Raw genomic sequence first — 24,593 nt, 5'->3', positions numbered from 1 at the left:
AGGCTTACACCTTCGGAGAGATCATGATGTAATTTAAAGAGTTAGCGCATGATGTCGTCCGAAAACTGCGCACACTTTTCGGCATCATGCTCTAGCGGGCGCTCAGGCCCGAAAGAATGAGACGCAAACCCAGGCCCCCCATGACGGCACCGGCGGCCCGGTCGATCCAGCCCTTGGCGGCAAGATAAAGACGCCGCGGATGGCGGGCCGAAAAGGCGACGGCCACGATCGAATACCATCCGGCCTCCACGGCAAAGACACCGAGCGGCAGCGCGACGATGAGATCGAGCGGCACCGTTCTCGGCAGAAGTGCCGCAAAGAGGCTGGCATAGACGATGATGGTTTTCGGGTTGCTGAGCTGGGTCAGCAGCGCAGTCATGAAGCTCAATCTCAGCGCGCGGTTGCCGTTGACGGCGTCAGAGACTTCGAGCGGCTGACCGGCGCTCCTCCAGATATTGACCGCGATATAGACGAGATAGGCGCCGCCTGCGACCTTCAGCAGGACATAGAGCCATTCGAACTGAGACAGCAGCGCCGTCAGCCCGGCAAGCGCCAGCACAGCAAAAACGACACCGCCGACGCCCATGCCGAGCGCGGCCGCAAGGCCATCCAGCCTTGAACGTGAGATGGCGATCCTGGAGACGACGACGAAGCTCGGGCCGGGGCTCATCGCGCCGACCGCCAGGGCTGCCATGATGCTGATGAAAATGCCGGCAGAAGACATCGAAAACCTCTCTCTTGGGATTGAACGCGCGCCAGGGGCACTGCGGTGCATCCGCGCTTGCCGATGATCGCCCATCCCGTTTACCAGCTATGTCGGCGGCGGTCACGCGTGTTTGAAGGCCGCAATCGGCCGACGGTCTTTGAGGCAACATCGCCTTCTACAGAGGCGGCATCCGCTTTCCGGGACTGGCGCAATCGTCAGAACTTGTCTGCCACCTGAATGCCGGCCGGACCGAGAATGACGGCGATCAGCACCGGCAGGAAGAACAGGATCATCGGCACTGTCAGTTTCGGCGGCAGGGCGGATGCCTTCTTTTCCGCCTCGTTCATGCGTTCGTCGCGCCCTTCCTGGGCGAGAACGCGCAGCGCCTGCGCGATCGGCGTGCCGTAGCGATCGGCCTGGACCAGCGCCTGCGTCACCGAGCGTACCAATTCGATCTGGGTGCGCGTGGCGAGATTTTCGAGCGCCACGCGGCGGTCAGGCAGGAAGGAGAGCTCGGCCGTGGTCAGCACCATCTCCTCGGCGAGCGCCGGCGACTGCTCGCCGAGCTCTTCCGACGCACGACGCATCGCGGCCTCGATCGAGATACCGGATTCGACACAGATCAGCATCAGGTCCAACGCATCCGGCCAGGCGCGCTTGATCGAGTGCTGACGCTTGCCCATGCGGTTCGAGATATAGATGTTCGGCGCGTAGAAGCCGAGATAACCGATGCCGATGACGGCGAAGAGGCGGATGCCCATGCCCCTTTCAGCGAGATTACCGAGGCCGAAGACCCAGAAGGCCGCTAGCGCCAGGAAAAGGAAAGGCAGCAGGAAACGCGCCACGAGGAAGCTATTCAGCGCATTCTCCGAGCGGAAACCGGCGGCGCGCAGCTTGTTGACCGTGTTTTCGTCTACCAGCGCCTTGCGCAGGTTGAAACGCTCGACGATCTGGCGGACCGAGCGGTTGTTCTGGCTCCTCAGCGAAGCCTTGCCGGCGCCGGTTTCCGCGTTCATGCGAGCGCGCTCACGGGCGCGGATCTGCTCGCGCTCGGTCGAAACGGCCTTCATGCGCTTTGTGAGGTCGCCGCGCTCGAAGAAGGGAACAGCGATCGTATAAAAAGTAGCGAAGACGGCGATCGCCACGAAAAGTGCGATCAGCATGCTCGGATTGGTGAGCGTTGCGGCAAGATCCTGCGACATGGTGCTTCCTTCCGGCTAGATATCAAAACTGACCATTTTGCGCATGACGAAAATGCCGATCGACATCCAGATTGCCGAGAAACCCATGATGAAATGGCCACGCGGATCGGTGAAAAGGATCATCATGTAGCTCGGCGACGTCAGGTAGACGAGGGTCGCGACGACGAAGGGCAGAGCGCCGATGATGTAGGCCGACGCCTTGGCTTCCATCGAGAGCGCGGTAACCTTGGCCTTCATCTTCCTGCGATCACGCAAGACCTTGGAGAGGTTGCCGATCGCTTCCGATAGATTGCCGCCGGCCTGTGACTGGATGGCGATGACGATGGCGAAGAAATTGACTTCCTGGAGCGGCATGTGGATCGTCATGCGGGCGCAGGCATCGGAAATGCTGAGACCCACCTGCTGCGCTTCAATGACCCGCCGGAACTCGCTCTTGACCGGCTCGGTGCCCTCGGTTGCGATAAGACGGATCGCATCATTGAGTGGCAGGCCCGATTTGATCGAGCGGATGATGACGTCAAGTGCATTGGGCAGCTCGTTGAGAAACTTGTTCTGGCGGCGCTTGATCAGGAAGCCGATGACCCAGCGCGGCAGGCCGAGACCGGCGACCACGGCGACACCGACCATGACCATCCACGATACACCAACGATGAAGGCCACGAGCAGCAGCACGGAGGCGAAGATGGCGCTGATGAGATAGAATTTCGCCACCGTGATCGTCAGGCCGGCCTGCACCAGCCGGGATTTCATCGACAGGGTTTTCTTGGTCTTTTCGTGCTGGCGCTTTTCCAGATCCTTCAGATTGTCCTGTACCGATTTACGGCGTTTCGACAGTTCTTGCACACGGTCACGGGCGGCCTTGACCTTAACCCGGTCGCTTTCGGCCGATTTGACGCGATTGATGCGGCTTGCCGATTTCTTGTCGGCTTCGATCTTCGAAAACAACAGGGCATAGGCGACCGCCGCCGCGGAGACGGCGGCGAGGACGACGATTGCCAACACTATCGGATCGAACCCGAACATCTCGCCTATTCCTTCGTTTTCGCTTCCATCGCGTCGAGGGCGGCGGCAAGACGCTTTTCCTCGTTGAAGTAGCGGGCGCGATCCCAGAAATGCGGCTTGCCGACGCCGGTCGACATGTGCCGGCCGATCAGGCGGCCGTTCGCATCCTCGCCTTCGATCTCGTAGCGCATCAGGTCCTGGGTGATGATGACGTCGCCTTCCATGCCGATCACCTCGGTGATCTGGGTGATGCGGCGCGAACCGTCGCGCAGGCGCGCCGCCTGAATGACGACGTCGACCGAGCTGGAAATGATCTCGCGCACCGTCTTTGCCGGCAGGGTGAAGCCGCCCATGGCGATCATCGATTCGATACGGCTCAGGCATTCGCGCGGCGTGTTGGCGTGGATGGTGCCCATCGAGCCGTCGTGACCGGTATTCATCGCCTGCAGCAGGTCGAAAACTTCAGGTCCGCGCACTTCGCCGACGATGATGCGCTCGGGACGCATACGCAGGCAATTCTTGACCAGATCGCGCATGGTGATCTCGCCCTCGCCTTCGATATTCGGCGGGCGCGTTTCGAGACGGACGACATGCGGCTGCTGCAGCTGCAGTTCGGCGGTATCCTCGCAGGTGATGACGCGCTCGTCCCTGTCGATATAGTTGGTGAGGCAGTTCAGAAGCGTCGTCTTGCCCGAGCCGGTGCCGCCTGAAATGACGACATTGCAGCGTACGCGCCCGATGATCTGCAGCACGGTTGCGCCTTCCGGCGTGATCGCACCGAAACGGACGAGCTGATCGAGCGTCAGTTTGTCCTTCTTGAACTTGCGGATGGTGAGCGCCGGCCCGTCGATCGACAGCGGCGGCGCGATGACGTTGACGCGCGAACCGTCCGGCAGGCGGGCGTCGCAGATCGGGCTGGATTCGTCGACGCGGCGGCCGACCTGGCTGACGATACGCTGGCAGATCGAGAGAAGCTGTGCATTGTCGCGGAAGCGAATCTCGGATTCGATCGTCTTGCCGCCGACTTCGATGAAAGTCTGGCCGGCGCCGTTGACCATGATGTCGGCGATGTCGTCACGCGCCAGCAACGGCTCCAGCGGGCCGTAGCCGAGGACGTCGTTGCAGATATCCTCAAGCAGCTCTTCCTGCTCGGAGATCGACATCGCAAAGTTCTTGATGGTGATGATGTCGTTGACGATGTCGCGGATTTCCTCGCGGGCGCTTTCGCCGTCGAGCTTGGAGAGCTGCGAGAGATCGATCGTGTCGATCAGCGCGGAAAAGACCTGCGCCTTGGTGTCGTAATATTCATCGGTGCGGGCCGGGCGCTTGCGCTGCGGCGTCTGCATCGGCGGCGGCGTCACCTGCTGGCGCAGGGGCTCGCGCGACGGTTCGACCAGAATGGAGGGGGAAGAGGCCGTAGGGACGGCGGCCGGAGCCGGCGGCGGCGGAGCAATCGCCCCCCCGACCTTTCCGGAACCTTCGTTTCCGCGTTTTCCAAACATGCCACTCGATCCAATCTGCTCGTTCTAGAGCATTTCCCGATCTCTCCGAGTCAAGGAAATGCACTATCTTTTTGTTTTCACGCAATTCCGGACGCAAAACCGCTGCACAGTTTTGCTGGAATTGCTCATCGTCTACTTGCGCTTCAGGAGGCCCAGCAGGCCGCCTTTCTTCGCCTTCTTGATCGCGACTCGGCCGGTGACGATGTGCGATATCTGCGAAAAGGTTTCCGCCGTCGGCGACTTCGGGTCGACTTCGGAAATCATCCGGCCACTGTTGGCGGCGTTGCCGAAAAGATTGATATCGAAGGGAATGATCGCGATCGGATCGATCTCCAGCGGCTCACAAAAATCCGACGGCGAAATCTCCGGCCGTTTCGGCATGCCAACCTGATTGAGGATGAGATGCGGCGGCCTGTCGTTCGGCCGCATCTTGCGCAGCGCGTCCAGCATGTTCTTGGCGTTGCGCAGATTGGCAAGATCGGGAACCGCTGCGATGACCACCTCGTCGACGCTCGACAGCACCGAGCGCGTCCATTCCGACCATGCATGCGGAACATCGAGCACGGTGACGGGCGCGCTGCGTTGCAGAACGTCGAGCACCGGCTGGAAGGCCTGGCCGTCGAAATCATAGGCACGGTCGAGCAGCGAGGGTGCGGCAAGCAGCGACAGATGCTCGGAGCATTTCGTCAGCAGGCGATCGAGGAAGACCTCGTCGAGACGATCGGGTGCGAAGACCGCTTCGGCGATGCCCTGGGCCGGATCCTGATCGAAGTCGATGTTCGCCGTGCCATAGGGCAGGTCGAGATCGGCGAGGATCGTCTCGGTGGAGAAGAGATTGGAAATGCCGAAGGCGCAATTATGCGCGATGGTCGAAGCGCCGGTGCCGCCCTTCGAGCCGATGAAGGCGATGCTACGGCCGAGCGGCTCGGCGTCCGGATCGACAAAGATCGAGGCCATCGCAGTGAGGATATCGGGCATGGCGACGGGCTGAACCATATATTCGGAAATGCCGTTGCGGATGAGTTCGCGATAAAGCCCGATATCGTTGTAATAGCCGATAATGACGACCTTGGTCGTCGGATCGCAGACGGCGGCGAGCGGCGCAAGTTCGCCTAGCAGGTTCGCGGCATTCGCCTTGGTCTCAAGGATGATGAGGTTCGGCGTCGGGGCGCCGGAAAACATATTAGCGGCAGCGGCGATGCCGCCGCTGGTGATGCGCATGCTGACTTTCGCGACGCGCCGATCATTGGCGCAGCGTTCCATGACATGCTGCAGGGCCTCGCTCTCGCAGAAAGCATGGACGGAGATGCGCGGCAGCGGCCGCATGTTTTCCAGATCCGCCATGCGCACCGCCTCCTCGGCGTTGCGAAGCTCGCTGGGATTCCTGATTTCGTATTCGATCGCGCTCATCGTCCCGTTCCGCCTCAGAAGCTACTGTCGCTGCCGACATCTTCGATCGTCGTCGTTGTCGTCCGGTATTCCTGGATGGCATTGTTACGCCGCTGCGCGTCAATCGGAGTCATGCCGCGGGGCGCCACCAGATCCTCCGGATTGGCGATCTGGGCGGCGAGGTTGTTCTGCGAGGCGCAGCCGAAATTATAGTAGTTCTGATTGGTCAAATCGTTCGAGATGTCCTTCGGCCACTGACCGCATTGCGTGGTGACCGCGGTGGTGCCGGTAAAGCTCAGCCGGATCGGCGCCGCATCGCCGGGACCGGCGGCCACATAGGAGGTGTTGACGATTTTCGAGCTTGCGATCCCCCTCGATGTCAGCTCGGCGCGAACCTGATTGCGCAGCTGATAGGCGGCCGCCGAATTGGCCGAGCCTTGCGGCGACAGCACGTAAACCGGGCCCGAGGCGCGCGAGATGTAGTTTGCGGCAAAGCCGCGGATGAGGTCGCGCTGGGCGATGGTCAGGCGGCGATCGGTGGAGGCGACGGGTATATCCACCGTCTGCTCCGCCTCTGTGACGATGATCGGGTGGCGGGCGCGGTAATCGTCCGGAATGCCGCCGGTCGTCAGTTGGTCATGCGGGCCGGCGCATCCAGAAAGTATCGCCGCCGACATGGCGACCGTCGCAAAAAGCGCCTTCGAGATTCCGAGGCGGGGTGTCGTCGCATTCATATGGGCCATCGCCTGATCTCTGTTTTCTGCCATCGCTGCCGCTCGCGCCCCGCTCATTTGTAGATGAACCCGATCGAGCCGTGGAACTGCGCATCGGCGACGGGCGCCTCGCGGCGGCCATAGACCTTGTTGACACGGTTGAGGAAGAAGGTCGCACCGTCATTCTCAGGGCTGAAATTGTCGTCCGGCCGGTTGAGCTGATTGCGCGCCACCGGGCGCACCAGATAGGGCGTTGCGATGATGACGAGTTCGGTTTCCTGACGCTCGAACCCCTTCTGGCGGAAGAGCGTCCCGAGCAGCGGGATCTTCGAAACGCCGGGTGTGCCGCCCATCGTCTGGGAAACATTATCGCGGATCAGGCCGGCGAGCGCGATCGAGCCGCCCGAGGGCAGTTCCACCGAGGTTTCCGCCGAACGGCGCTGATAGGTGGCATTGCCGCTGCCGGCTACCGGTTCGGAGACATTGGTCTTGATCTGCAGGCTGATGCGGCCCGACGACAGTACGACCGGTTTGAAGGCAAGGTTGATACCGTAGTTGAACGGGACGACAGTGACGTTGCCGTCGTTGTCGGTCGTCGAATAGAGCTGCTGGCCACCGGAATTGAAGGTCGCGGCCTGACCCGATATCGCCGTCAGCGTCGGTTCGGCGAGTGTCTTGACGACCTTGGCCTGCTCCAGCGCGTTGAGGTAGGTCGAGATGTCGTATTTGCCGATCGAGCTCTTGAAGAGCGCCGCCAGGCCGCCGCCGACCGTCGATGCGGCGCTGTCGGCGTTCGGACTGCCGAGCTGGGCGACCGTCATGCCGGAGGAATTGGAAACCAGATTGTCGAAGCCGAGCTGCTTCAGCACCTCGCGGCGGACCTCGGCGATCGTCACCTTGAGGGTGACCTGGTCCTCGCCCTCGATCTGCAGGAGGTTGACGACCTGCGAGCTCTGGCGACCTTCGGCAAAGAGCGCCACCGAGCTGTCGCCGCCGGTGCCGGATGCCGTTTCGGTTCTGGTCGTCGCCTCGCCGCCCTTCAGGAAAACCTGCGCCAGATCGGCCGCCTGTGTGGCATCCTGTGGCGTGCGCACCGTGCCGGTCAGCACGATGTTGTCGGAGACGATTTCGACGTTGATGTTGGAGTCGGGAATGAAGCGGCGGAGATTGACTTCGAGGCCGGAGACGTCGCGCTCGATCTCGATGTCGAGATTGACGATCTCCTGTCCGCCGGCGCCGAAGACGAAGATATTCGTCTGGCCGACCTTCTTGCCGAACAGGTAGATGCGCCGCGAGGTGCGGGTCACGGCATCGGCCATGGTCGGATCGGAGACGAGGATATCATGCGCGTCGTCCGGCAGATCGACGACGACGGCCTTGTTGAGACCGATCTTCAGCCGGCGATGGGCATTGGAGCCGGTCTGCGAGATCCGGACCAAGCTATCGGAATCGGCGCGCGCCTCGCCTGCGCCGAGAAGCGGGGCGAAAGAGGCCGGCACTATACCGGAGACGCCGACCGCCAGCGAAAGGCAGCCTGTCAGGAGAGGTCCGGCGCGCCGCGTTGAATTGCCCATTTGCACGTCCTCTACTCCGCCTTCGGCGCGGCGCCGGCGTCCGTGACGATGGCGCCCGATTTGATGACCTGGATGATCGCACTGCCGTTGTCGCCGCTCAGCAGATAGTCGGCGGCACTGGTATCCTGCTCCTGCGCATCGGCGACCGAGCGCAGCGCGAGCGACAGCCGGTCTGCCATTTGCTGGGCGACGGCAAGAACCTTCGTTTGATCGGGCGTGAGCTCGAGCGTCGCGGTCGTGCCGACCACCGATTTCGAGCCGTCGTCCTTTTCCTGGATCTGCTGGTCGATGGCGAGGACGCGGACATTGCTCAGCACGGTTTCGGTGATGAGCTTGTCGGACTCAGTGCCCTTGCGGACCATGATGACGTCGACGCGATCATTCGGCAGGATGAAACCGCCGGCACCGGTTGCCACCGATATCTCGGTCGCGACGGCGCGCTTGCCGGCCGGCAACAGCGAGGAGAGGATGCGGCTGCTGGAATCGGCGATCTTTTCCGGCCGGATCGGTTCACCTTCGAAGATCGGCAGACGCACGACGGCGCCCTGCAGATCCTTGATCGCATCCGGCTTGTCGGCTTCGGTGATGAGGCCGGGAACGACGCCGCCCTGCGGCCAGGCCATCCAGTGCACCGACTTCTCCTCCAGTCTTGCGCCGACCGACAGATTGGCGCTCGAGACGAGGATGTTGACGGTCGGTTCCTTCTCGATGACCGACTGGACCTGGGTAACGACACCGCCACTGCCCGCCATGCGCATTGCCAGGAGGCCGGCAAGGCCGGCTGCCGCCACGGCGACAGCTAGGATTATAAGGCGGGCCGGTTTCATCGATCATTCCTCAGGGCACGATATGTTCGCCCTGTAGAATGCTCAGCAATTGGTATAATTATGGTTAATGGAATGCTTACATTTTAAGTTAACGGGCATTTAAAATGCCGTTATTTCAGGCTTTCCAGCGCGGCGATGAAGAGCGGCGAGGAGGGAAAGGCCATGAAGCCGCCGATCGCGATCGCGATGCCGTAAGGAACCTTCTTGGCAAGCAGCAGCGAATTGGGGATGGGAAGGCCGATGGCCAATATCGTATTTGACTGTGACCGGATCAACAGGATCGCCAACGTGACCAAGCCGCCGATGGCACTGATATAGGCCAGAAAAGTCAGCAGAGCAGGCTCGCAACCGAACCAGAGCGCGGCCGCGCTCAAAAGTTTCGCATCTCCACCGCCCATCACATTGAGCGCAAACAGGGCAAAGCAAATGCCGAACACGATGGCGGCGCCCAGCGCATGCATTCCGATTGCCGGAAGAGCCACTCCACTCGATGGCGCCAACACGGCGAATGAAATCACCATGATCAACGATACCCTGTTCGGGATCGTCATCGTCAACAGATCGGATATGGCCGCAAAAGCAAGGCAGAGCGGAAAAATCAGAAGGATTGCGGCTACGATCATCTTCTCACCTGCCCAAATTCCTAAACGCCCACGCCCCAAGACAAATAGGCTCACGGCGGTTCGCTCGTGAGCCTGATCGTTCTAAACCAGAGCTACGGCTCCAGTTATTAAGGAGTGGTCTTCGTCGTAGCGTTGGTCAGCTTCGTACCGAGTCCAACGAACGTGTCGTTGAGCTTAGTGCCGAGCGTGGTGGCACCAGCCACGAGGGCTACGGAAATGAGGGCGGCGATCAGGCCGTATTCGATTGCGGTCGCGCCGGATTCATCCTTCAGAAAACGGCTAAAAAGCTTGGTCATGGTTACTCCTAACTCCAGTTGATGTTCAGCACGTCCGCCAACTGTTTGCCGTTGATCGGATGACTGCAACCTAGCGAATGGCCGTTTCCATCGGCTTAAGGAAAAGAGTTAACAACATGTGAACGAGACAACATGCCCCTGTAGAGTCAGTATTTTCTTACGAACTTCGCTCAATATTTAACGATATTCCTGGAATAACCGCTGTATTCATCCGGAAATAGCACATATTCTGCTTCCAACCGGGGCGTGCGCCGTCTTAAAGCCGTACCAAATCGGATCATTACGCTTCATCCCGGAACAGAGTGGTAGGCTTAAGGCTTCGTTCACCAATTTTTTCCATTCTATGCGGATTGCGCTGTGATCGTGAAAGAGGACCCAATGTCATCGAGCGGCAAAATCATTTTCTTTGCCGGCATGATCGCCGTTTTCGGTATTTCGGGAGTGTCCGCGGCCGCAGACGATGACATGCTGCGCGTCTATATGGATCACGCGCGCGTCTTGAAGCTCGATCGCCCTGTCAGCAAGGTGATTGTCGGCAATGCCGCCGTTGCCGATGCGACCGTGGCCGATGCCATGACCATCGTGCTCACGGGACGCAGCTTCGGCACCACCAATCTGGTGCTTCTCGATGCCGACGGCAACGCGATCCTCGACGAACGCATCCTGGTGTCGATCGACGAGGGCAATACGGTGCGCGTCTACCGGCAGACCCAGCGCTCCGTGCTATCCTGCACGCCGAACTGCGAGCAGCATGCGCAGCAGGCGGCCACCGGGGCAACCTCGCCCTAAGTGGCTACCTTCAGCTTTCTCGACCATTCGTTAAAATCGTCGTGTCAGGTTGAAACGGAAAATCAACGAACGGACCTTAGTCTGACGACTGGAAAATGTCGCTCGGGTCCAGGCAATGACGGTAATTGATCAGAAGACGGATAAGGGGCGCGCTTTTGTGCCGTTCCGTTTCTTACGGCTTCGCGCTCTCGCCCGCTCGCGCGAGGGTGCTGCGGCGATCGAATTCGCCCTGCTCGCCATTCCCTATTTCCTGGTGATTTTCGCAATCCTCGAAACTTTCGTCGCCTTCGCCGCCGAGGAACTCGTCTCCAACGGCGTGGATACGATGAGCCGCCGGATGCGAACCGGGCAGATCACCTATAATCTCGGCCGCACGACCGATATGAACCAGGCGCAATTCCGCCAGGCTTTCTGCGATGAGATCTCGATCCTGATCCGCTGCTCGGCGACCGAAGTCGCCACACCGAGCAAACTCTACCTGGATGTGCAGACGTTCAGCACCTTCTCGGCCATTCCGACGACGATCCCCAAGGTTTCCACCGACAAATATGCCGACATCAACCCGGCTGCCTTCAAATATACGCCGGGCGGCGCCGGCACGATCAACATGCTACGCGCCTATTATCGCTGGGAAATCATCACGGATCTGGTCCGGCCCTATATCACCACGATACGTCCCTCCGGCGGCTCGATGCCGAGCCAATATCTGATCGTCGGGACCGCGGCCTTCCAGAACGAGCAGTATCCATGATGGCGTTGCGCAACCCGTTCACCAGATTGGTCCTGACGGCGCGGCGGCTGGCCCGCGACCGCAAGGGCGCCGGCGCGATCGAATTCGCGATCCTCTTTCCTGTGCTCGTCATGCTCTATATCGGCGCTTTCGAGATCACGATCGGCCTCAGCGTCAGCAAGCGCGTGACACGCGCCGCAGGAACGGTGGCCGACCTCGTCACCCAGCAGCAATCCGTCACCAAGAGTGCGCTTGCGCAAATGCCGTCGGTCGCAAACGCAATCTTCCTGCCCTACAACACGACGTCGCTGACCATGAAGATCACCGGGATTAGCATCGACGCCGGCGCCAATGCGAAAGTGCTCTGGTCCTGGGCCCAAGACGGGACGGTGCCCTATGCCAAGAACGCCGCGGTGAGCGACGTGCCGACCGACATGAAGACGGCGAACAGCTTCCTTGTTCGTACCGAGGTCAGCATCCCCTATACGATGTTCCTGTTCGCGCCGAACTTCATGCCGGACGGCATGCGCACGATCACCATCAGCCGCAATTATTTCTACCGCCAGCGGCAAGGCGACTCGATCCCCTGCGGCGACTGCTGACGGCCCTTGCCCGCTCTTCTCTGCTGCATCACTCCCTCAATCGAAATCGATCAGGGAGTTATGCAGCGATTCAAAGTGTTACAGCGTCCTTTGCGCGTCTGAAAAAGACGCGCGGCGCTGTAATTTGCCAAGCCGGCCACAGCATTATATGGCTGGATCTCAGCCGCCTCCGACATTGCAGAGGCCGGCGATCGGCTCTCTCGGGTGTAAAATGGCGCGTGCCTTTCTTTTTGTTCTGGATTCCTTCGGCGTCGGCGGAGCGCCGGATGCGGCGGCCTATGGCGACGAGGGCGCCGATACGCTTGGCCATATCGCCGAGTTCTGCGCGGCCGGAGTCGCAGACCGCGCCGGATTGCGCGAAGGGCCGCTTTCTCTGCCCAATATGTCGGAACTCGGGCTGATGCACATCGCGCGCTCCGCCTCCGGCCGGTTTCCGGCCGGCATGCCCGTCCCGGAGAAGGTCTACGGCATTTATGGCGCCGCCACCGAAATTTCCCGCGGCAAGGATACGCCGTCGGGCCATTGGGAGATCGCGGGAACACCTGTCAGTTTCGATTGGGGTTATTTCCCAACGGAGGGAGACGCCTTTCCTCAGGAATTCATCGAGGCGCTGTGCAGGGAGGCTGGCGTGCCCGGCATCCTCGGCAACTGCCATGCCTCGGGAACGGAGATCATCGCCCGGCTCGGCGAGGAACATATCCGCACCGGCAAGCCGATCTGCTATACCTCCTCGGATTCGGTCTTCCAGGTCGCGGCGCACGAGGTGCATTTCGGCCTCGATCGTCTGCTCGCCTTCTGCCGTCTAGCCCGGGGGCTGCTCGATCCCTACAATATCGGCCGCGTCATCGCCCGGCCGTTTATTGGCCAGTCCGCCTCTACTTTCCAGCGCACCGGAAACCGGCGCGACTTCTCCGTGCTGCCGCCGGAGCCGACGCTGCTCGATCGGCTGATCGAACATGGCCGGCATGTGCATGCCGTGGGAAAGATCGGCGACATCTTCGCGCATCAGGGCATTTCCAGAGTCATCAAGGCGAATGGCAACGAGGCGCTGATGAAAGCGTCGCTCTCGGCGATCGACGAGGCTGAGGACGGCGATCTCGTTTTCACCAATTTCGTCGATTTCGACATGATCTACGGTCATCGCCGCGACGTGCCGGGTTATGCCGCGGCACTCGAAGCCTTCGATGCGCTCTTGCCCGAAGTCCACAAGAAACTGAAGCCCGGCGATCTCGTCGTGCTCACCGCCGACCATGGCTGCGATCCGACCTGGCGCGGCACCGACCATACGCGCGAGCGCGTGCCTGTCATCGCCTATGGCCCCGGCATCCGGTCGCGTTCAATCGGCGTGCGCCGCAGCTATGCCGATATCGGCGAGAGCATCGCCCGGCATCTCGGCATCCCGGCCGGACCACACGGAAGGAGTTTTCTGTGACATCGCATTTGAAGAAGGTCGAACTGCACTGCCATCTGGAGGGTGCGGCACCTCCAGCTCTGACCGCGGCGCAGGCACGGAAATATGGCGTCGACATCAGCGCTGAGCTTCGCGACGGCGCCTATGTCTGGCATGATTTCGCAAGCTTCCTCGAATGTTACGACAAGGTTTCCGAGGTCTACAAAACCGAGGAGGACTATGCGCTTCTGACCGAAACCTATCTCGACGAACTCGCCGGCATCGATACGATCTACAGCGAGCTCATCGTTTCGCCCGACCACGGCAAGCGCATCGGGCTGGGCGCCGATGCCTATATATCCGGTATCTGCGAAGGCATCCGGCGGGCCAGAGAAAAGAGCGGCATCGAAGCCCGGCTGATCGTCACCGGCGAGCGGCATTTCGGTCCGGAAAGCGTAATTGCTGCTGCCGAATATGCGGCGAAGGCGGACAATCCCTTGATTACCGGCTTCAACCTTGCCGGCGAAGAGCGCATGGGCCGTGTGGCCGACTATGCCCGCGCCTTCGATATCGCCCGCGATGCCGGCCTCGGGCTCACCATCCATGCCGGCGAGGTCTGCGGCGCCTTCAGTGTCGCCGACGCGCTCGATGCGGTGCGCCCCTCGCGCATTGGCCATGGTGTGCGCGCTATCGAGGATCTCGACCTAGTGAAGCGGCTTGCCGACCTCGGCACCGTGCTCGAGATCTGCCCGGGCTCCAATATCGCGCTCGGGGTGTTTCCCGATTTCGCGTCCCATCCGCTGCGGCGACTGAAGGAGGCAGGCGTGCGGGTGACGATCAGCTCGGACGATCCGCCATTCTTCTATACTTCACTGAAGCGGGAATATGAACTTGCCGCCGGAGCTTTCGGCTTCAGCGACGCCGAGATCGATGCGATGACGCGCACGGCGATCGAAGCGGCCTTCGTCGACGAGCAGACGCGCAAGGACTTGCTCGCCCGGCTTTAAAGACCCCAGAGAGACTGGGGAAGATCGACGCAAATTGGCCGCCACTCTTGCGGTCGGCCCAATTTCCGTGAAAGAAACATTCGATAGAAAGAATGAAAGGCTTCCCCATGGACGGCGTCACGGTCATCGATCATCCGCTTGTGCAGCACAAGCTCACCATCATGCGGCGCAAGGAGACATCGACGGGAAGTTTCCGGCGTTTGCTGCGCGAAATCTCGACGCTGCTCTGCTACGAAGTGACCCGCGATCTCGAACTGACGATGGAAACGATCGAGACGCCGCTGCAGACGATGGAATCGCCGATCCTCGAGGGCAAGAAGCTGGTCTTCGCCTCGATCCTGCGCGCCGGCAACGGGCTGCTCGAAGGCATGCTCGATCTCGTGCCGTCCGCCCGCGTCTCGCATATCGGCGTCTACCGCGACCACGAGACGCTGCAGCCGGTCGAATATTACTTCAAGGCGCCGGAGGACGTAGCCGAGCGGCTGATCATCGTCGTCGACCCGATGCTTGCGACCGGCAATTCCTCCATCGCGGCGATCGACAAGCTCAAGGAACGCGGCGCCCACAATATCCGCTTCCTCTGCCTGCTTGCCGCCCCGGAAGGCATCCGCAACTTTCGCGCCGCGCATCCCGATGTTCCCGTCTTCACCGCATCGATCGACAGTCATCTCAACGAGAAGGGCTACATCATGCCCGGCCTCGGCGATGCCGGCGACCGTATGTACGGCACCAAGTAATTTCAGCCTTCCTTTACCAAATCGAAAGACTTTACGGCCCGGAGATTCATTCCGGGCCTTTTGGTGTCGATCTTAGCAACTTGTCAGCACTTGAGGTTTAACAAGCTCGGAGCATGAGGCCCTGCATGAAGCCGGGTTTATACAGGAAGGATTTCTGTTTCATGCTCGTGCGTACCGTCCTATTCGCCAGCATCGCCGCGGTGCTCGCCACACAGGTGCCTTCCTTCTTCGGAAGCACCAGCCAGCAGCCCGCTGACGCCCTTTCCGCCAATTACGTATCGACCCAAACCGAGCAGCCGGTCGCACCGCAGCCGGTCTACGGCAGCAATGCGGTCCGCCTTCAGCCCGATGCGCAGGGCCACTATACCGGCAGCTTCAAGATCAACGGCAAGCCGGTGCATGGTCTGATCGATACCGGCGCCACCTATGTGGCGCTCAACGAGACGCTCGCCCGCCGACTGGGCTTCACCGCCAACCAGCTCGATTTCCGCTACGGGGTGAACACCGCGAACGGCCGGACGAAGGCCGCGCATGTGACGCTCGACCGGGTCGAGATCGGCGGCATTCGCGTGCGTGAGGTCGAAGCCTTCGTCCTGAAGGACGATGCGCTGACGACGACGCTGGTCGGTATGAGCTTCCTGCAGAAGCTCGCCTCCTATTCCGTCGCCGACGGTTCGCTCAGCCTCAAGCAGTAAACCGCGTCAGATCAGGCCCGCAATCACCGGTGTCAGCTCCGGCTTGTCCTCGGTGATGCGATAGTGCGCGGCAAGTGCCGCAGCTGCCCTTTCCGCCGCGGCTTCGTCGGCGGCGTGAACCAGCGCGATCGGTTCGCCGGCATTGACGCGGGTGCCGAGCGGCAGGAGTTCGGAAAAGCCGACGCGATGATCGATCCGGTCCGCGGGGTGGCGTCTTCCGCCGCCAAGATCGATGACACTGACCCCGATACCGCGCGCATCGCAGGCGGCTAGCCAGCCGGACCCGGCGGCCGGGACAGGTTTTTCCACAGGTGCCCTGGCCAGATATCGGTCGGGGTTTTCGATGAGATCGGCCGGGCCGCCGAGCATGGATACCATGCGCGCGAAGACCTCGGCCGCCTTTCCCGATGACAGCGCCCGACGCGCCATTCCCTCGGCTTCATCAGACGAGGCGGCGATACCGGATTTCACCAGCATTTCGGCGGCGAAAGCAAGAACGACGGTCTCAAGCCGCGTGTCCGCCTTTCTGCCGGCCAGGAAATCCAAGCAGTTGCGCATCTCGACGGCATTGCCGGCACTATCGGCGAGCGGTTGGTTCATGTCGGTGATCAGGGCCGAGGTCTTCACACCTGCGCCATTGGCCACCTCGACCAGCGACTGCGCCAGGATCTCCGCCTGGTCGCGGTCAGCCATGAAGGCGCCGTTGCCGACCTTGACGTCGAGCACCAGCGTCTCCAGCCCCGCCGCAAGTTTCTTCGAGAGGATCGACGCGGTGATGAGGGGAATGGAATCGACGGTGGCGGTCACGTCGCGCACGGCATAGAGCCTGCCGTCGGCGGGCGCCAAGGTGCCGGTCTGACCGATGATGGCACATCCCGCCTCCCTAACGACCTTGTGGAACAGGTCCGCGTCCGGGGTGATCATATAGCCGGGAATGGATTCGAGCTTATCCAGCGTGCCACCCGTGTGGCCGAGCCCGCGTCCGGAGATCATCGGAACGGCAAGGCCGCAGGCAGCAGCGATCGGCGCCAGCATCAGCGAAACATTGTCGCCGACGCCGCCGGTCGAATGTTTGTCGGCGATCGGGCGGTCGATATCGGCCCATTGCAGCCTGTCGCCGGAATCGGCCATCGCCAGCGTCAGGGCCACGGTTTCGGTCCGCGACATGCCCTTGAACCAGACCGCCATGGCGAATGCGCCGATCTGGCCTTCCGATAATTGGCCGGCAGCGAGCTCAGCGATGAAGGAGCTGATCTCGGCGGCGTCGAGTTCGTCGCCATCGCGCTTACGCCGGATGATCTCCTGCGGAATCATTTCAGTAGCCCGACGCCGCAGCCGGGGCCGACTGTGTTCCGCTCAGAACAGACAGGATATCGTCGAGCAGGTCGGAAGCGCCGAAGCGGAACGTCGACGGCATCGCCCAGTCCGGTGTCATGATGGTCTCGGCAAGGCTCAGATAGAGCGCGGCATCGGTCACCGAGCCGATGCCGCCTGATGGCTTGAAGCCGACCTTGCGTCCACTTTCACGAATGGCGCGGATCATGATGTCGGCGGCTTCGAGCGTCGCATTTACGGCGACCTTGCCGGTCGAGGTCTTGATGAAATCGGCGCCGGCTTCGATGGCGAGTTCGGAGGCACGGCGGATCAATGCGGCATCCTTCAGCTCGCCAGTCTCGATGATGACCTTCAGCAGGACGGCGCCGGCGCATTCGGCGCGCACGGCCTTGACCATGTCGGTCACCGCCTTCTCATTGCCGGCGAGCAACTTGCGGTAGGGGATGACGAGATCGATCTCATCGGCACCATCGGCAATCGCCTCGCGTGCTTCGGCAGCGACATCGGCTACTTCCATATCGCCGGAAGGGAGGTTGACGACGGTCGCGATACGCACGGCGTGCCCAGTGCCAAGGATAGTGCGGGCCTGAGCGACGAACCGCGGCCAGATGCAGATCGCAGCGCTAGTGCCGTAGGGCGTCTGCGCACGGGCGCATAGCGCGTCGATCTGCGCCTCGGTGCAATCATCCCTCAAATTGGTGAGATCGAGAAGAGAAAGGGCGACAGCCGCTGTCTCCCGGTTGGAATGGCTATTCATCTTCGCTTCCTCTAGATCATGAAGCCGCAAAGTATGCGCGGTTTCGGCACCATGTTCTAACTATTAGAACAGGATTCGGATTTTAGGCCGACCCGGCCTAAAATCATCCTGTTCCAGCCGCAATCATGTCTTTCAATATCGCGGCGAGACAGGCGCCGCCGATGGGCGCCATGTCCTTGGTTTCTTCATGGCTGAGCTCATTGCCGGTCATGCCTGCCCCATAGTTGGTGATAACGGAGGCGGCTGCAACCCTCAGGCCCAGCATTCTTGCGATGATGACCTCGGGCACCGTCGACATGCCGACGGCATCGGCGCCCAGGATGCGCGCCATACGGATTTCGGCCGGCGTTTCGAAGCTTGGGCCGGAGAACCACATATAGACACCCTGCGCCAGCTCGATTTTAAGCTTCGCCGCTGCCCTTCGCATCGCCGCGGCAAGGCCCGCATCATAGGCATTGGTCATGCCGACGAAACGATGATCGCTTTCCTCGCCGATCAGCGGGTTCATGCCGGAATAGTTGATGTGATCGGTGATCTGCATCACCGAACCGGGCGGCATGTCGTCGCGCAGCGATCCGGCCGAATTGGTCAGGATCAGCGCTTCGACGCCGAGCGCCTTCAGCACCTCGATCGGCAGGCGCATGGCATTGGCATCGCCCTTCTCGTAATAATGCACGCGGCCGGAGAGCATGACGACAGGCACGCCGCCGAGACGGCCGGTAACGACTTCGCCTGCATGGCCGGAGACGGCGCTGACGGGAAAGCCCGGCAGGTCGCGATAGGGAATACGGACGGCGCCCTCCAGCTGGCTAACAAGGGAACCGAGGCCGGAGCCGAGCACGATGCCGTGGCGCGGTTTGATGGCGCCGAGCAATGCGGCGAGCAGGTCGACCGTCGCCTTCATCCGAGTTCGGTCTCGAAGCTGAAGGGAAGAAGCTCTTCCATCGTCATGGTCTTCTTCACGCCCGCCTCATCGCAGAGGTAGATCTTCGTCTCCTTGGAGGCGAATTCGGAGATCTTCTGGCGGCAGCCGCCGCAGGGCGGGCAGAGCGGCAGTTTCTCGGCAATGACCGCCATTTCGACGATCGTCTTCGCGCCGCCCATGATCATGGCGCCGATCGCCGTCGGCTCGGCACACCATCCTTGCGGGAAGGAGAGGTTTTCGATGTTGGCGCCGGTATAAATCTTGCCGTCCTCGGCGCGGATCGCGGCGCCAACCGGGAATTTCGAATAGGGCGCATGGGCAAAGGCCATAGCGCCGCGGGCGGCTTCGAACAGATCGTGAGACATATCAACGCTCCTTCGTATAGGGCACACCGCCGGCTTTCGGCGGGGTCGCGACGCCGATGAAGCCGGCAAGCAGGACGCAGGTGAGGACATAGGGCAGCGCCTGGAAGACCTGAACCGGCACTTCGCCGATCAGCGGCACCTGCTTTCCCTGCATGAAATTTGCGAGCGCATCGAGAAAGCCGAAGAGCAGGCAGGCAAACATGACGGGCACCGGCTTCCACTTGGCAAAGACGAGAGCGGCGAGCGCGATGTAGCCCTTGCCGGCCGACATGTCCTTGATGAAGGCGGCGGACTGGGCGATGGCCAGATAGGTGCCGGCAAAGCCGCAGAGAATGCCGGCACACATGACGGCGCGGTAGCGCAGCCAGGCAACGGAAATACCTGCCGTATCGACCGCGCCCGGGTTCTCGCCGACGGCGCGAAGGCGCAGGCCGAAACGTGTGCGGTAAAGCACCCACCAGGAAAACGGCACGGCAAGAAAGGCGAGGTAGGTGAGGATATTGTTGCCGGATATGACATTGGCATAAAGCGGGCCGACGATCGGAATGTCGCGGGCGGCGTCGGCGCCTGGCAGGATGATCCGTGCGAAGCGCGAATCCGGCGACAGCTGTGGCGTGCGCCCGCCCTGGCCGAACCAGGCCTGGCCGAGCACGATGGTGATGCCGGCGATGAAGAAGTTGATCGCCACACCTGACACAATCTGGTTGCCGCGATTGGTGATGGAGGCAAAGCCATGCACCAGGCTCAGCGCCACCGAGCAGAGGATGCCGGCACCGAGACCGAGCCAGGCCGAATCGGTGAGATAGGCGACGCAGGCTGCGGCAAAGGCCGAGCCCAGCATCTTGCCCTCCAGGCCGATATCGAAAATGCCGGCGCGTTCCGAAAACAGACCGGCAAGGGCGGTGAAGATCAGCGGGATCGACAGGCGGATGGTCGAGCTCAGAACGTTGATAAGGATGTCGTAATAATCCATCGCCCGCTCCTTAACCGCGCTTGAACTGTTGGTAGAGGCGCACTATCGCAGGCCGGAACATATATTCCAGCGCGCCGGCAAAGAGGATCACCAGACCCTGGATGACCAGGATCATCTCGCGGGTGATATTCGGCATTTCGAAAGAGATCCAGTCGCCGCCCTGATAGAGGATACCGAAGAGGATCGCGGCCATGATGATGCCGAGCGGATGGTTGCGGCCCATCAGCGAGACCGCGATGCCGACGAAGCCGGCGCCGCCGACGAATTCCACCTGCAGACGGGCAGACGAGCCCATGACTGGATTCAGCGCCATCATGCCGGCGAGCGCGCCGGAGAGCAGCATGGCGATGATCACAGTGCGGGCATAGGGGATGCCGGCATAGGCCGCCGCCGTCGGGCTGACGCCCAGCGTGCGCATCTCGAAACCGAGCTTGGTGCGCCAGACGAGCAACCAGACGAGGTAGCTGACGACGAGCGCAATAATAAAGGAGACGTTGAACGGGGCAGCCCCCAGCTTGGCGCCGAACAGCTGCATGACCCAGCCGAGCTTCGGCAATTGGCCGCCTTGCAGGAAGGTACGGGTTTCCGGCGCCATCTTGCCCGGTACGATCAGCACATGCACAAGGAGGTACACCATCAGCGCTGCGCCGATATAATTGAACATGATCGTCGTGATGACGATATGGCTGCCGCGTTTTGCCTGCAGGAAAGCCGGGATGAAGGCCCAGGCTGCGCCGAACAGGCCGGCGCCGATCACCGCGATCGGCATCGTTACATACCATGGCACGTAGCGGTCGAGCGCCAGCGCCACCAGCGCGCAGCCGAGGCCGCCGAGATAGGCCTGGCCTTCGGAACCGATGTTGAAAAGTCCCGCATGGATCGCCACCGCGACGGAAAGGCCGGTGAAGATGAAGCTCGTCGCGTAATAGAGCGTAAAGCCGATGCCTTCGCCATTGCCGAGCGCGCCCTGGATCAGCAGTGACAGCGCATCGAGCGGGCTTTCACCGATCAGCCAGACGACGAAGCCGGAGATCAGGAAGGCGACAGTGAGGTTCAAAATCGGGATGAGGCCGTAGTTGATCCAGTTTGGTAGCGGAACGGAAGCAGTGCTCATAAAGGCCTCATGCGGCAATGCCGGCCATCATCAGGCCGAGGGTCTGTTCACCGGCATCGGGCGTCTTCTCGCCGACGACATGGCCGGCAAACATGACAAGGATACGGTCTGAAAGGGAGCGGATTTCATCGAGTTCGACGGAGACGAGCAGGATCGCCTTGCCCGCGTCGCGCATTTCGATGATCCGGCGGTGGATGAATTCGATGGCGCCGATATCGACGCCACGTGTCGGTTGGCCGATGATCAGCATCTTCGGATCGCGTTCGATCTCGCGGGCGACGACGATCTTCTGCTGGTTGCCGCCGGAGAAATTCGCCGTCTTCAGCCGCGGGTTGGGCGGGCGGATGTCGTATCTTTCGATCTTCTCCATCGCATCCTTGCGGATCGCTTCGAGATCGAGCAGAGGGCCTTTGCTGTAGGCCGGGTGGCGATGATAGCCGAGCACGGAATTTTCATATTCCTCGAATTTCAGCACCAGGCCCATATGGTGGCGATCTTCAGGAATATGCGCGAGGCCGAGATCACGCAGGCGGGCGGGATCAGCCTTGTCGATCGTCTGGCCGTCGAGCAGGATTTCGCCGGAGGTCGGCTTGCGGATGCCGGCAATCGCCTCCAGCAATTCGGACTGGCCATTGCCGGCGACACCGGCGATGCCGACGATCTCACCGGCGCGCACGTCGAAGGAGACGTTGTCGACCATGGTGACGCCGCGATTGTCCTTGACCGTGAGGTTGCGGACGGAGAGCACGGCGGCCCCAGGGTTTGCCTCGCCCTTCTGCACGCGCAGCAGCACGCGGCGGCCGACCATCAGTTCGGCGAGTTCCTCCACCGTCGTTTCCGCCGTCTTGCGGGTCGCGACCATTTCGCCGCGGCGCATGACCGAGACCGTATCGGTGATCGCCATGATCTCGCGCAGCTTGTGGGTGATGAGGATGATCGTCTTGCCCTGATCGCGCAGCACCTTGAGGATACGGAAGAGATGATCGGCTTCCGCCGGCGTCAGCACGCCCGTCGGCTCGTCGAGGATCAGGATCTCGGCGCCACGATACATGGCTTTCAGGATCTCGACACGCTGCTGCAGGCCGACCGGCAGCTCTTCGATCAGCGCGTCGGGATCGACCTCCAGGCCATATTCCGTTTCCAGCCGCTTGAGCTCGGCACGGGCCGATGCGACGCCCCTGGCCAGCAGCATGCCGCCTTCGGCGCCAAGCATGATGTTCTCGAGCACCGTGAAATTATCGACCAGCATGAAATGCTGGTGCACCATGCCGATGCCGGTGGCGATCGCCGCCTGGCTGTCGCGGATGGTGACCGGATTGCCGTTGACCAGGATCTCGCCGCTATCGGCATGGTAGAAACCGTAGATGATCGACATCAGGGTCGATTTGCCGGCACCGTTTTCGCCGATGATGCCGTGGATCGTTCCCTTGGCAACGCTCAGGTTGATGTCCTTGTTGGCGTGGACGGCACCGAATTTCTTATCGATGCCGACAAGCTCGATAGCGGGCTTATCTGTCACTGCAGACTCCAAATAAGAAAAGGGCGTATGGCGAAAATCCCCTCCGCCATACGCCCGATCTCAATCGTCGATCACATACGGGCGCGGATCACTTCGGGCAAGCGTTGTCCGAGGTGTAATCGTGAACCTTGACGGTTCCCGCGATGATATCGGCCTTGGCCTTGTCGACGGCAGCCTGCATTTCCGGTGTGATCAGCGACTTGTTGTTGTCGTCGATCGCGGCGCCGACACCGTCTTCCTTGACGCCGAGCGCCTGGACACCGCCGGTGAACTTGTCGTTCTTGGTGTCGTTGTAGGCATTGTAGACGGCGAGATCGACGCGCTTGACCATCGAAGTCAGGACCGAGCCCGGATGCAGATGGTTCTGGTTGGAGTCGACGCCGATCGACAGCTTCTTGTTGTCGGCGGCGGTCTGCAGAACGCCGAGACCGGTGGCGCCGGCTGCCGCATAAACGACGTCAGCGCCCTGGTCGATCTGGTTCTTGGCCAACTCGCCGCCGCGGACCGGGTCGTTCCAGGCAGCGCCCGTCGTGCCGGTCATGTTCTGGAACACTTCGATATCGGCCTTGACGGAGCGTGCGCCCTGCTCGTAGCCGCATTCGAACTTGCGGATCAGCGGGATGTCCATGCCGCCGACGAAGCCGACCTTGCCGGTCTTGGAGGCCATGCCGGCGAGAACGCCGACGAGGTAGGAACCTTCTTCTTCCTTGTAGACAACCGAGCGGACGTTCGGCTTGTCGACGACGGAGTCAACGATGATGAACTTGGTGTCCGGGAATTCGGCTGCAACCTTCTCGATGGCCGAGGTCCAGGCGAAGGAAACGGCAACCACCGGATTGAACCCGCGGCTTGCGAAGTTGCGGATGGCCTGTTCGCCCTGGGTGTCGCCCGTCGGCTCGAAGTCGCGATAGGCAATGCCGGTCTCGGTCTTGAACTTCTCGGCGCCGTTATACGCCGCCTCGTTGAAGGACTTATCGAACTTCCCGCCGGTGCCGTAAACCAGCGCCGGCTTGACATCGGCGGCAAGCGCCGTCGTCGACATGGCAGCCACGGCAAAGAGAGTGAGAAGGGATTTTTTCATTGTGCAGCCCTGTTGTTGCTATTCGTTAGGGGTCCTCCCGCAAGCCCTTTTCGGGCATGTCTGCGGAACCACCGACCTCCCCCCGGAGGCCTGGCTGCGCGCATCCTTGCATGGCTCACGGAAAAATTCACCAGAAATTTTTCAGGCGGTAAAGATTTGCAGTGATTGCCAAAAATCAGCTCTTCGGGACTGATTTTTGGACATCCTCTCCCTCAGAATGCGGATTTTCTAGCCAGTCCGGCGGTAAATACCTTGGTCGAAGAGCAGGCTACGCCACCTGGATTTCTCGCCGGATCGTGCCGGCAAAACCACCTTGCTATGCAGTGAAGCGACCGGCTACCGGCGGCTTCTTGTAGCCGATCATCCACAGAAGCAGCGCGATCACCAGGAAAACGGCAAAGGCCGGCTGGAGCATCAGCCACTGGAAGATGAGCGTGTAGAAACGCGGGTGGATATAATAGGAAAGGGAGGATTGCAGCGACGTCAGGGTTGTCGGGCTCACATCCTGCCAGGCATCGGAGATCGGCGTCATCACCACGGAGGACGCCGCAACCGATTGGATCGAATCGATGGTTCCGGCAATCACGGCCGCCGCAAGCGCGACAAGACTCGCCAGACGCAACAGGAAACGCATCAATTCCTCCGACGCTCGATATGCCGGACAATTCCGGCCGGCCGCGCCATTCTCCACCTTAGAGAATTACATAGTCATCGATGAGGTGAAGCACAATGGATGGGCC

General features: G+C 61.2%; 26 protein-coding genes. 7 read left to right on the top strand and 19 right to left on the bottom strand.

The features are described from left to right. Positions 1-91: 91 nt before the first annotated feature. The 10 genes from BS630_RS09455 to BS630_RS09410 all read right to left on the bottom strand — a co-directional run bounded on the left by BS630_RS09455 (position 92) and on the right by BS630_RS09410 (position 9,834). Complete coding sequence (locus tag BS630_RS09455; RefSeq protein ID WP_077977212.1) at positions 92-724, bottom strand: LysE family translocator; 633 nt, start codon at positions 722-724, stop codon at positions 92-94. 197 nt (positions 725-921) lie between these two features. Further along, entirely contained in the window at positions 922-1,908 is a 987-nt protein-coding gene (locus BS630_RS09450) for a type II secretion system F family protein (RefSeq protein ID WP_077977211.1), read from the bottom strand. Positions 1,909-1,923: 15 nt separating this feature from the next. Continuing rightward, on the bottom strand, positions 1,924-2,931 hold the full coding sequence (locus BS630_RS09445; RefSeq protein WP_077977210.1) for a type II secretion system F family protein: 1,008 nt from the start codon (positions 2,929-2,931) through the stop codon (positions 1,924-1,926). Positions 2,932-2,936: 5 nt separating this feature from the next. Further along, positions 2,937-4,412 carry a TadA family conjugal transfer-associated ATPase gene (locus tag BS630_RS09440; RefSeq protein WP_077977209.1) on the bottom strand — a complete coding sequence of 492 codons (1,476 nt, stop codon included), beginning with the start codon at positions 4,410-4,412 and terminating at the stop codon, positions 2,937-2,939. Between the two features lie 132 nt (positions 4,413-4,544). Continuing rightward, positions 4,545-5,822 carry a CpaE/TadZ family protein gene (locus BS630_RS09435; protein ID WP_077977208.1) on the bottom strand — a complete coding sequence of 426 codons (1,278 nt, stop codon included), beginning with the start codon at positions 5,820-5,822 and terminating at the stop codon, positions 4,545-4,547. 14 nt (positions 5,823-5,836) lie between these two features. Continuing rightward, positions 5,837-6,592, bottom strand: coding sequence for a CpaD family pilus assembly protein (locus BS630_RS09430; protein ID WP_077977207.1), 756 nt, complete (start codon positions 6,590-6,592; stop codon positions 5,837-5,839). Next, on the bottom strand, positions 6,589-8,088 hold the full coding sequence (locus tag BS630_RS09425) for a type II and III secretion system protein family protein (protein WP_077977206.1): 1,500 nt from the start codon (positions 8,086-8,088) through the stop codon (positions 6,589-6,591). The genes BS630_RS09430 and BS630_RS09425 overlap by 4 nt, the downstream gene beginning before the upstream one ends. An 11-nt stretch (positions 8,089-8,099) precedes the next feature. After that, on the bottom strand, positions 8,100-8,915 hold the full coding sequence (cpaB, locus tag BS630_RS09420) for a Flp pilus assembly protein CpaB (protein ID WP_077977205.1): 816 nt from the start codon (positions 8,913-8,915) through the stop codon (positions 8,100-8,102). Between the two features lie 110 nt (positions 8,916-9,025). Then, positions 9,026-9,538: an A24 family peptidase gene (locus BS630_RS09415; protein ID WP_077977204.1), complete on the bottom strand. Its 513-nt coding sequence runs from the start codon at positions 9,536-9,538 to the stop codon at positions 9,026-9,028. Between the two features lie 107 nt (positions 9,539-9,645). Then, positions 9,646-9,834 (bottom strand): Flp family type IVb pilin, encoded by a 189-nt coding sequence (locus tag BS630_RS09410; protein WP_077977203.1) that lies wholly within the window; start codon positions 9,832-9,834, stop codon positions 9,646-9,648. Between the two features lie 378 nt (positions 9,835-10,212). On the opposite strand from BS630_RS09410, the gene BS630_RS09405 reads away from it, so the two are divergent. From BS630_RS09405 to BS630_RS09375, 7 genes are all read left to right on the top strand, one after another. Next, positions 10,213-10,623, top strand: a complete 411-nt coding sequence (locus tag BS630_RS09405) for a pilus assembly protein N-terminal domain-containing protein (RefSeq protein WP_077977202.1) — start codon at positions 10,213-10,215, stop codon at positions 10,621-10,623. A gap of 115 nt (positions 10,624-10,738) precedes the next feature. Then, positions 10,739-11,374 carry a TadE/TadG family type IV pilus assembly protein gene (locus tag BS630_RS09400; protein ID WP_077977201.1) on the top strand — a complete coding sequence of 212 codons (636 nt, stop codon included), beginning with the start codon at positions 10,739-10,741 and terminating at the stop codon, positions 11,372-11,374. Further along, positions 11,374-11,955: a TadE/TadG family type IV pilus assembly protein gene (locus BS630_RS09395; protein ID WP_027669162.1), complete on the top strand. Its 582-nt coding sequence runs from the start codon at positions 11,374-11,376 to the stop codon at positions 11,953-11,955. The genes BS630_RS09400 and BS630_RS09395 overlap by 1 nt, the downstream gene beginning before the upstream one ends. Before the next feature lie 211 nt (positions 11,956-12,166). Continuing rightward, on the top strand, positions 12,167-13,387 hold the full coding sequence (locus tag BS630_RS09390) for a phosphopentomutase (RefSeq protein WP_077977200.1): 1,221 nt from the start codon (positions 12,167-12,169) through the stop codon (positions 13,385-13,387). Further along, positions 13,384-14,352: an adenosine deaminase gene (locus tag BS630_RS09385; protein WP_077977199.1), complete on the top strand. Its 969-nt coding sequence runs from the start codon at positions 13,384-13,386 to the stop codon at positions 14,350-14,352. Before BS630_RS09390 ends, BS630_RS09385 begins: the two co-directional genes overlap by 4 nt. Positions 14,353-14,459: 107 nt before the next feature. Further along, complete coding sequence (gene upp / locus BS630_RS09380) at positions 14,460-15,089, top strand: uracil phosphoribosyltransferase (protein ID WP_003544477.1); 630 nt, start codon at positions 14,460-14,462, stop codon at positions 15,087-15,089. 125 nt (positions 15,090-15,214) lie between these two features. Then, the gene (locus tag BS630_RS09375) at positions 15,215-15,784 is read left to right on the top strand and encodes a TIGR02281 family clan AA aspartic protease (RefSeq protein ID WP_077977198.1); all 570 of its coding nucleotides are present in this window, start codon (positions 15,215-15,217) and stop codon (positions 15,782-15,784) included. 6 nt (positions 15,785-15,790) lie between these two features. Here BS630_RS09375 and deoA read toward each other — a convergent pair whose 3' ends face one another. From deoA to BS630_RS09330, 9 genes are all read right to left on the bottom strand, one after another. Continuing rightward, on the bottom strand, positions 15,791-17,098 hold the full coding sequence (gene deoA, locus BS630_RS09370; RefSeq protein ID WP_077977197.1) for a thymidine phosphorylase: 1,308 nt from the start codon (positions 17,096-17,098) through the stop codon (positions 15,791-15,793). Position 17,099: 1 nt separating this feature from the next. Then, entirely contained in the window at positions 17,100-17,876 is a 777-nt protein-coding gene (gene deoC / locus BS630_RS09365; protein ID WP_077977196.1) for a deoxyribose-phosphate aldolase, read from the bottom strand. Positions 17,877-17,979: 103 nt separating this feature from the next. Next, a complete protein-coding gene (locus BS630_RS09360) occupies positions 17,980-18,780 on the bottom strand; it encodes a purine-nucleoside phosphorylase (protein WP_077977195.1) in 801 nt (266 codons plus the stop codon). Next, complete coding sequence (locus BS630_RS09355) at positions 18,777-19,166, bottom strand: cytidine deaminase (RefSeq protein ID WP_077977194.1); 390 nt, start codon at positions 19,164-19,166, stop codon at positions 18,777-18,779. The genes BS630_RS09360 and BS630_RS09355 overlap by 4 nt, the downstream gene beginning before the upstream one ends. 1 nt (position 19,167) lies before the next feature. After that, positions 19,168-20,139 (bottom strand): ABC transporter permease, encoded by a 972-nt coding sequence (locus tag BS630_RS09350; RefSeq protein ID WP_077977193.1) that lies wholly within the window; start codon positions 20,137-20,139, stop codon positions 19,168-19,170. A 10-nt stretch (positions 20,140-20,149) separates the two neighbouring features. Continuing rightward, on the bottom strand, positions 20,150-21,253 hold the full coding sequence (locus tag BS630_RS09345) for an ABC transporter permease (protein ID WP_077977192.1): 1,104 nt from the start codon (positions 21,251-21,253) through the stop codon (positions 20,150-20,152). A gap of 7 nt (positions 21,254-21,260) precedes the next feature. Further along, positions 21,261-22,772, bottom strand: a complete 1,512-nt coding sequence (locus tag BS630_RS09340) for an ABC transporter ATP-binding protein (RefSeq protein WP_077977191.1) — start codon at positions 22,770-22,772, stop codon at positions 21,261-21,263. Between the two features lie 88 nt (positions 22,773-22,860). Beyond that, positions 22,861-23,853, bottom strand: a complete 993-nt coding sequence (locus BS630_RS09335) for a BMP family lipoprotein (RefSeq protein ID WP_017962791.1) — start codon at positions 23,851-23,853, stop codon at positions 22,861-22,863. Between the two features lie 316 nt (positions 23,854-24,169). Next, complete coding sequence (locus tag BS630_RS09330; RefSeq protein ID WP_003544459.1) at positions 24,170-24,487, bottom strand: hypothetical protein; 318 nt, start codon at positions 24,485-24,487, stop codon at positions 24,170-24,172. Positions 24,488-24,593: the final 106 nt, after the last annotated feature.

Source organism: Rhizobium laguerreae, from assembly GCF_002008165.1.
GTDB classification, from domain to species: domain Bacteria; phylum Pseudomonadota; class Alphaproteobacteria; order Rhizobiales; family Rhizobiaceae; genus Rhizobium; species Rhizobium laguerreae.
Note: the sequence above shows the minus strand (reverse complement) of the source record. Positions and strands in the feature narration are given on the sequence as shown.

Bases quoted from the DNA above. Each gene is read 5' to 3' on its own strand.
- BS630_RS09455 (WP_077977212.1), bottom strand. From the start codon at position 724: ATGTCTTCTGCCGGCATTTTCATCAGCATCATGGCAGCCCTGGCGGTC.
- BS630_RS09450 (WP_077977211.1), bottom strand. From the start codon at position 1,908: ATGTCGCAGGATCTTGCCGCAACGCTCACCAATCCGAGCATGCTGATC.
- BS630_RS09445 (WP_077977210.1), bottom strand. From the start codon at position 2,931: ATGTTCGGGTTCGATCCGATAGTGTTGGCAATCGTCGTCCTCGCCGCC.
- BS630_RS09440 (WP_077977209.1), bottom strand. From the start codon at position 4,412: ATGTTTGGAAAACGCGGAAACGAAGGTTCCGGAAAGGTCGGGGGGGCG.
- BS630_RS09435 (WP_077977208.1), bottom strand. From the start codon at position 5,822: ATGAGCGCGATCGAATACGAAATCAGGAATCCCAGCGAGCTTCGCAAC.
- BS630_RS09430 (WP_077977207.1), bottom strand. From the start codon at position 6,592: ATGAGCGGGGCGCGAGCGGCAGCGATGGCAGAAAACAGAGATCAGGCG.
- BS630_RS09425 (WP_077977206.1), bottom strand. From the start codon at position 8,088: ATGGGCAATTCAACGCGGCGCGCCGGACCTCTCCTGACAGGCTGCCTT.
- cpaB (WP_077977205.1), bottom strand. From the start codon at position 8,915: ATGAAACCGGCCCGCCTTATAATCCTAGCTGTCGCCGTGGCGGCAGCC.
- BS630_RS09415 (WP_077977204.1), bottom strand. From the start codon at position 9,538: ATGATCGTAGCCGCAATCCTTCTGATTTTTCCGCTCTGCCTTGCTTTT.
- BS630_RS09410 (WP_077977203.1), bottom strand. From the start codon at position 9,834: ATGACCAAGCTTTTTAGCCGTTTTCTGAAGGATGAATCCGGCGCGACC.
- BS630_RS09405 (WP_077977202.1), top strand. From the start codon at position 10,213: ATGTCATCGAGCGGCAAAATCATTTTCTTTGCCGGCATGATCGCCGTT.
- BS630_RS09400 (WP_077977201.1), top strand. From the start codon at position 10,739: ATGACGGTAATTGATCAGAAGACGGATAAGGGGCGCGCTTTTGTGCCG.
- BS630_RS09395 (WP_027669162.1), top strand. From the start codon at position 11,374: ATGGCGTTGCGCAACCCGTTCACCAGATTGGTCCTGACGGCGCGGCGG.
- BS630_RS09390 (WP_077977200.1), top strand. From the start codon at position 12,167: ATGGCGCGTGCCTTTCTTTTTGTTCTGGATTCCTTCGGCGTCGGCGGA.
- upp (WP_003544477.1), top strand. From the start codon at position 14,460: ATGGACGGCGTCACGGTCATCGATCATCCGCTTGTGCAGCACAAGCTC.
- BS630_RS09375 (WP_077977198.1), top strand. From the start codon at position 15,215: ATGAAGCCGGGTTTATACAGGAAGGATTTCTGTTTCATGCTCGTGCGT.
- deoA (WP_077977197.1), bottom strand. From the start codon at position 17,098: ATGATTCCGCAGGAGATCATCCGGCGTAAGCGCGATGGCGACGAACTC.
- deoC (WP_077977196.1), bottom strand. From the start codon at position 17,876: ATGAATAGCCATTCCAACCGGGAGACAGCGGCTGTCGCCCTTTCTCTT.
- BS630_RS09360 (WP_077977195.1), bottom strand. From the start codon at position 18,780: ATGAAGGCGACGGTCGACCTGCTCGCCGCATTGCTCGGCGCCATCAAA.
- BS630_RS09355 (WP_077977194.1), bottom strand. From the start codon at position 19,166: ATGTCTCACGATCTGTTCGAAGCCGCCCGCGGCGCTATGGCCTTTGCC.
- BS630_RS09350 (WP_077977193.1), bottom strand. From the start codon at position 20,139: ATGGATTATTACGACATCCTTATCAACGTTCTGAGCTCGACCATCCGC.
- BS630_RS09345 (WP_077977192.1), bottom strand. From the start codon at position 21,253: ATGAGCACTGCTTCCGTTCCGCTACCAAACTGGATCAACTACGGCCTC.
- BS630_RS09335 (WP_017962791.1), bottom strand. From the start codon at position 23,853: ATGAAAAAATCCCTTCTCACTCTCTTTGCCGTGGCTGCCATGTCGACG.
- BS630_RS09330 (WP_003544459.1), bottom strand. From the start codon at position 24,487: ATGCGTTTCCTGTTGCGTCTGGCGAGTCTTGTCGCGCTTGCGGCGGCC.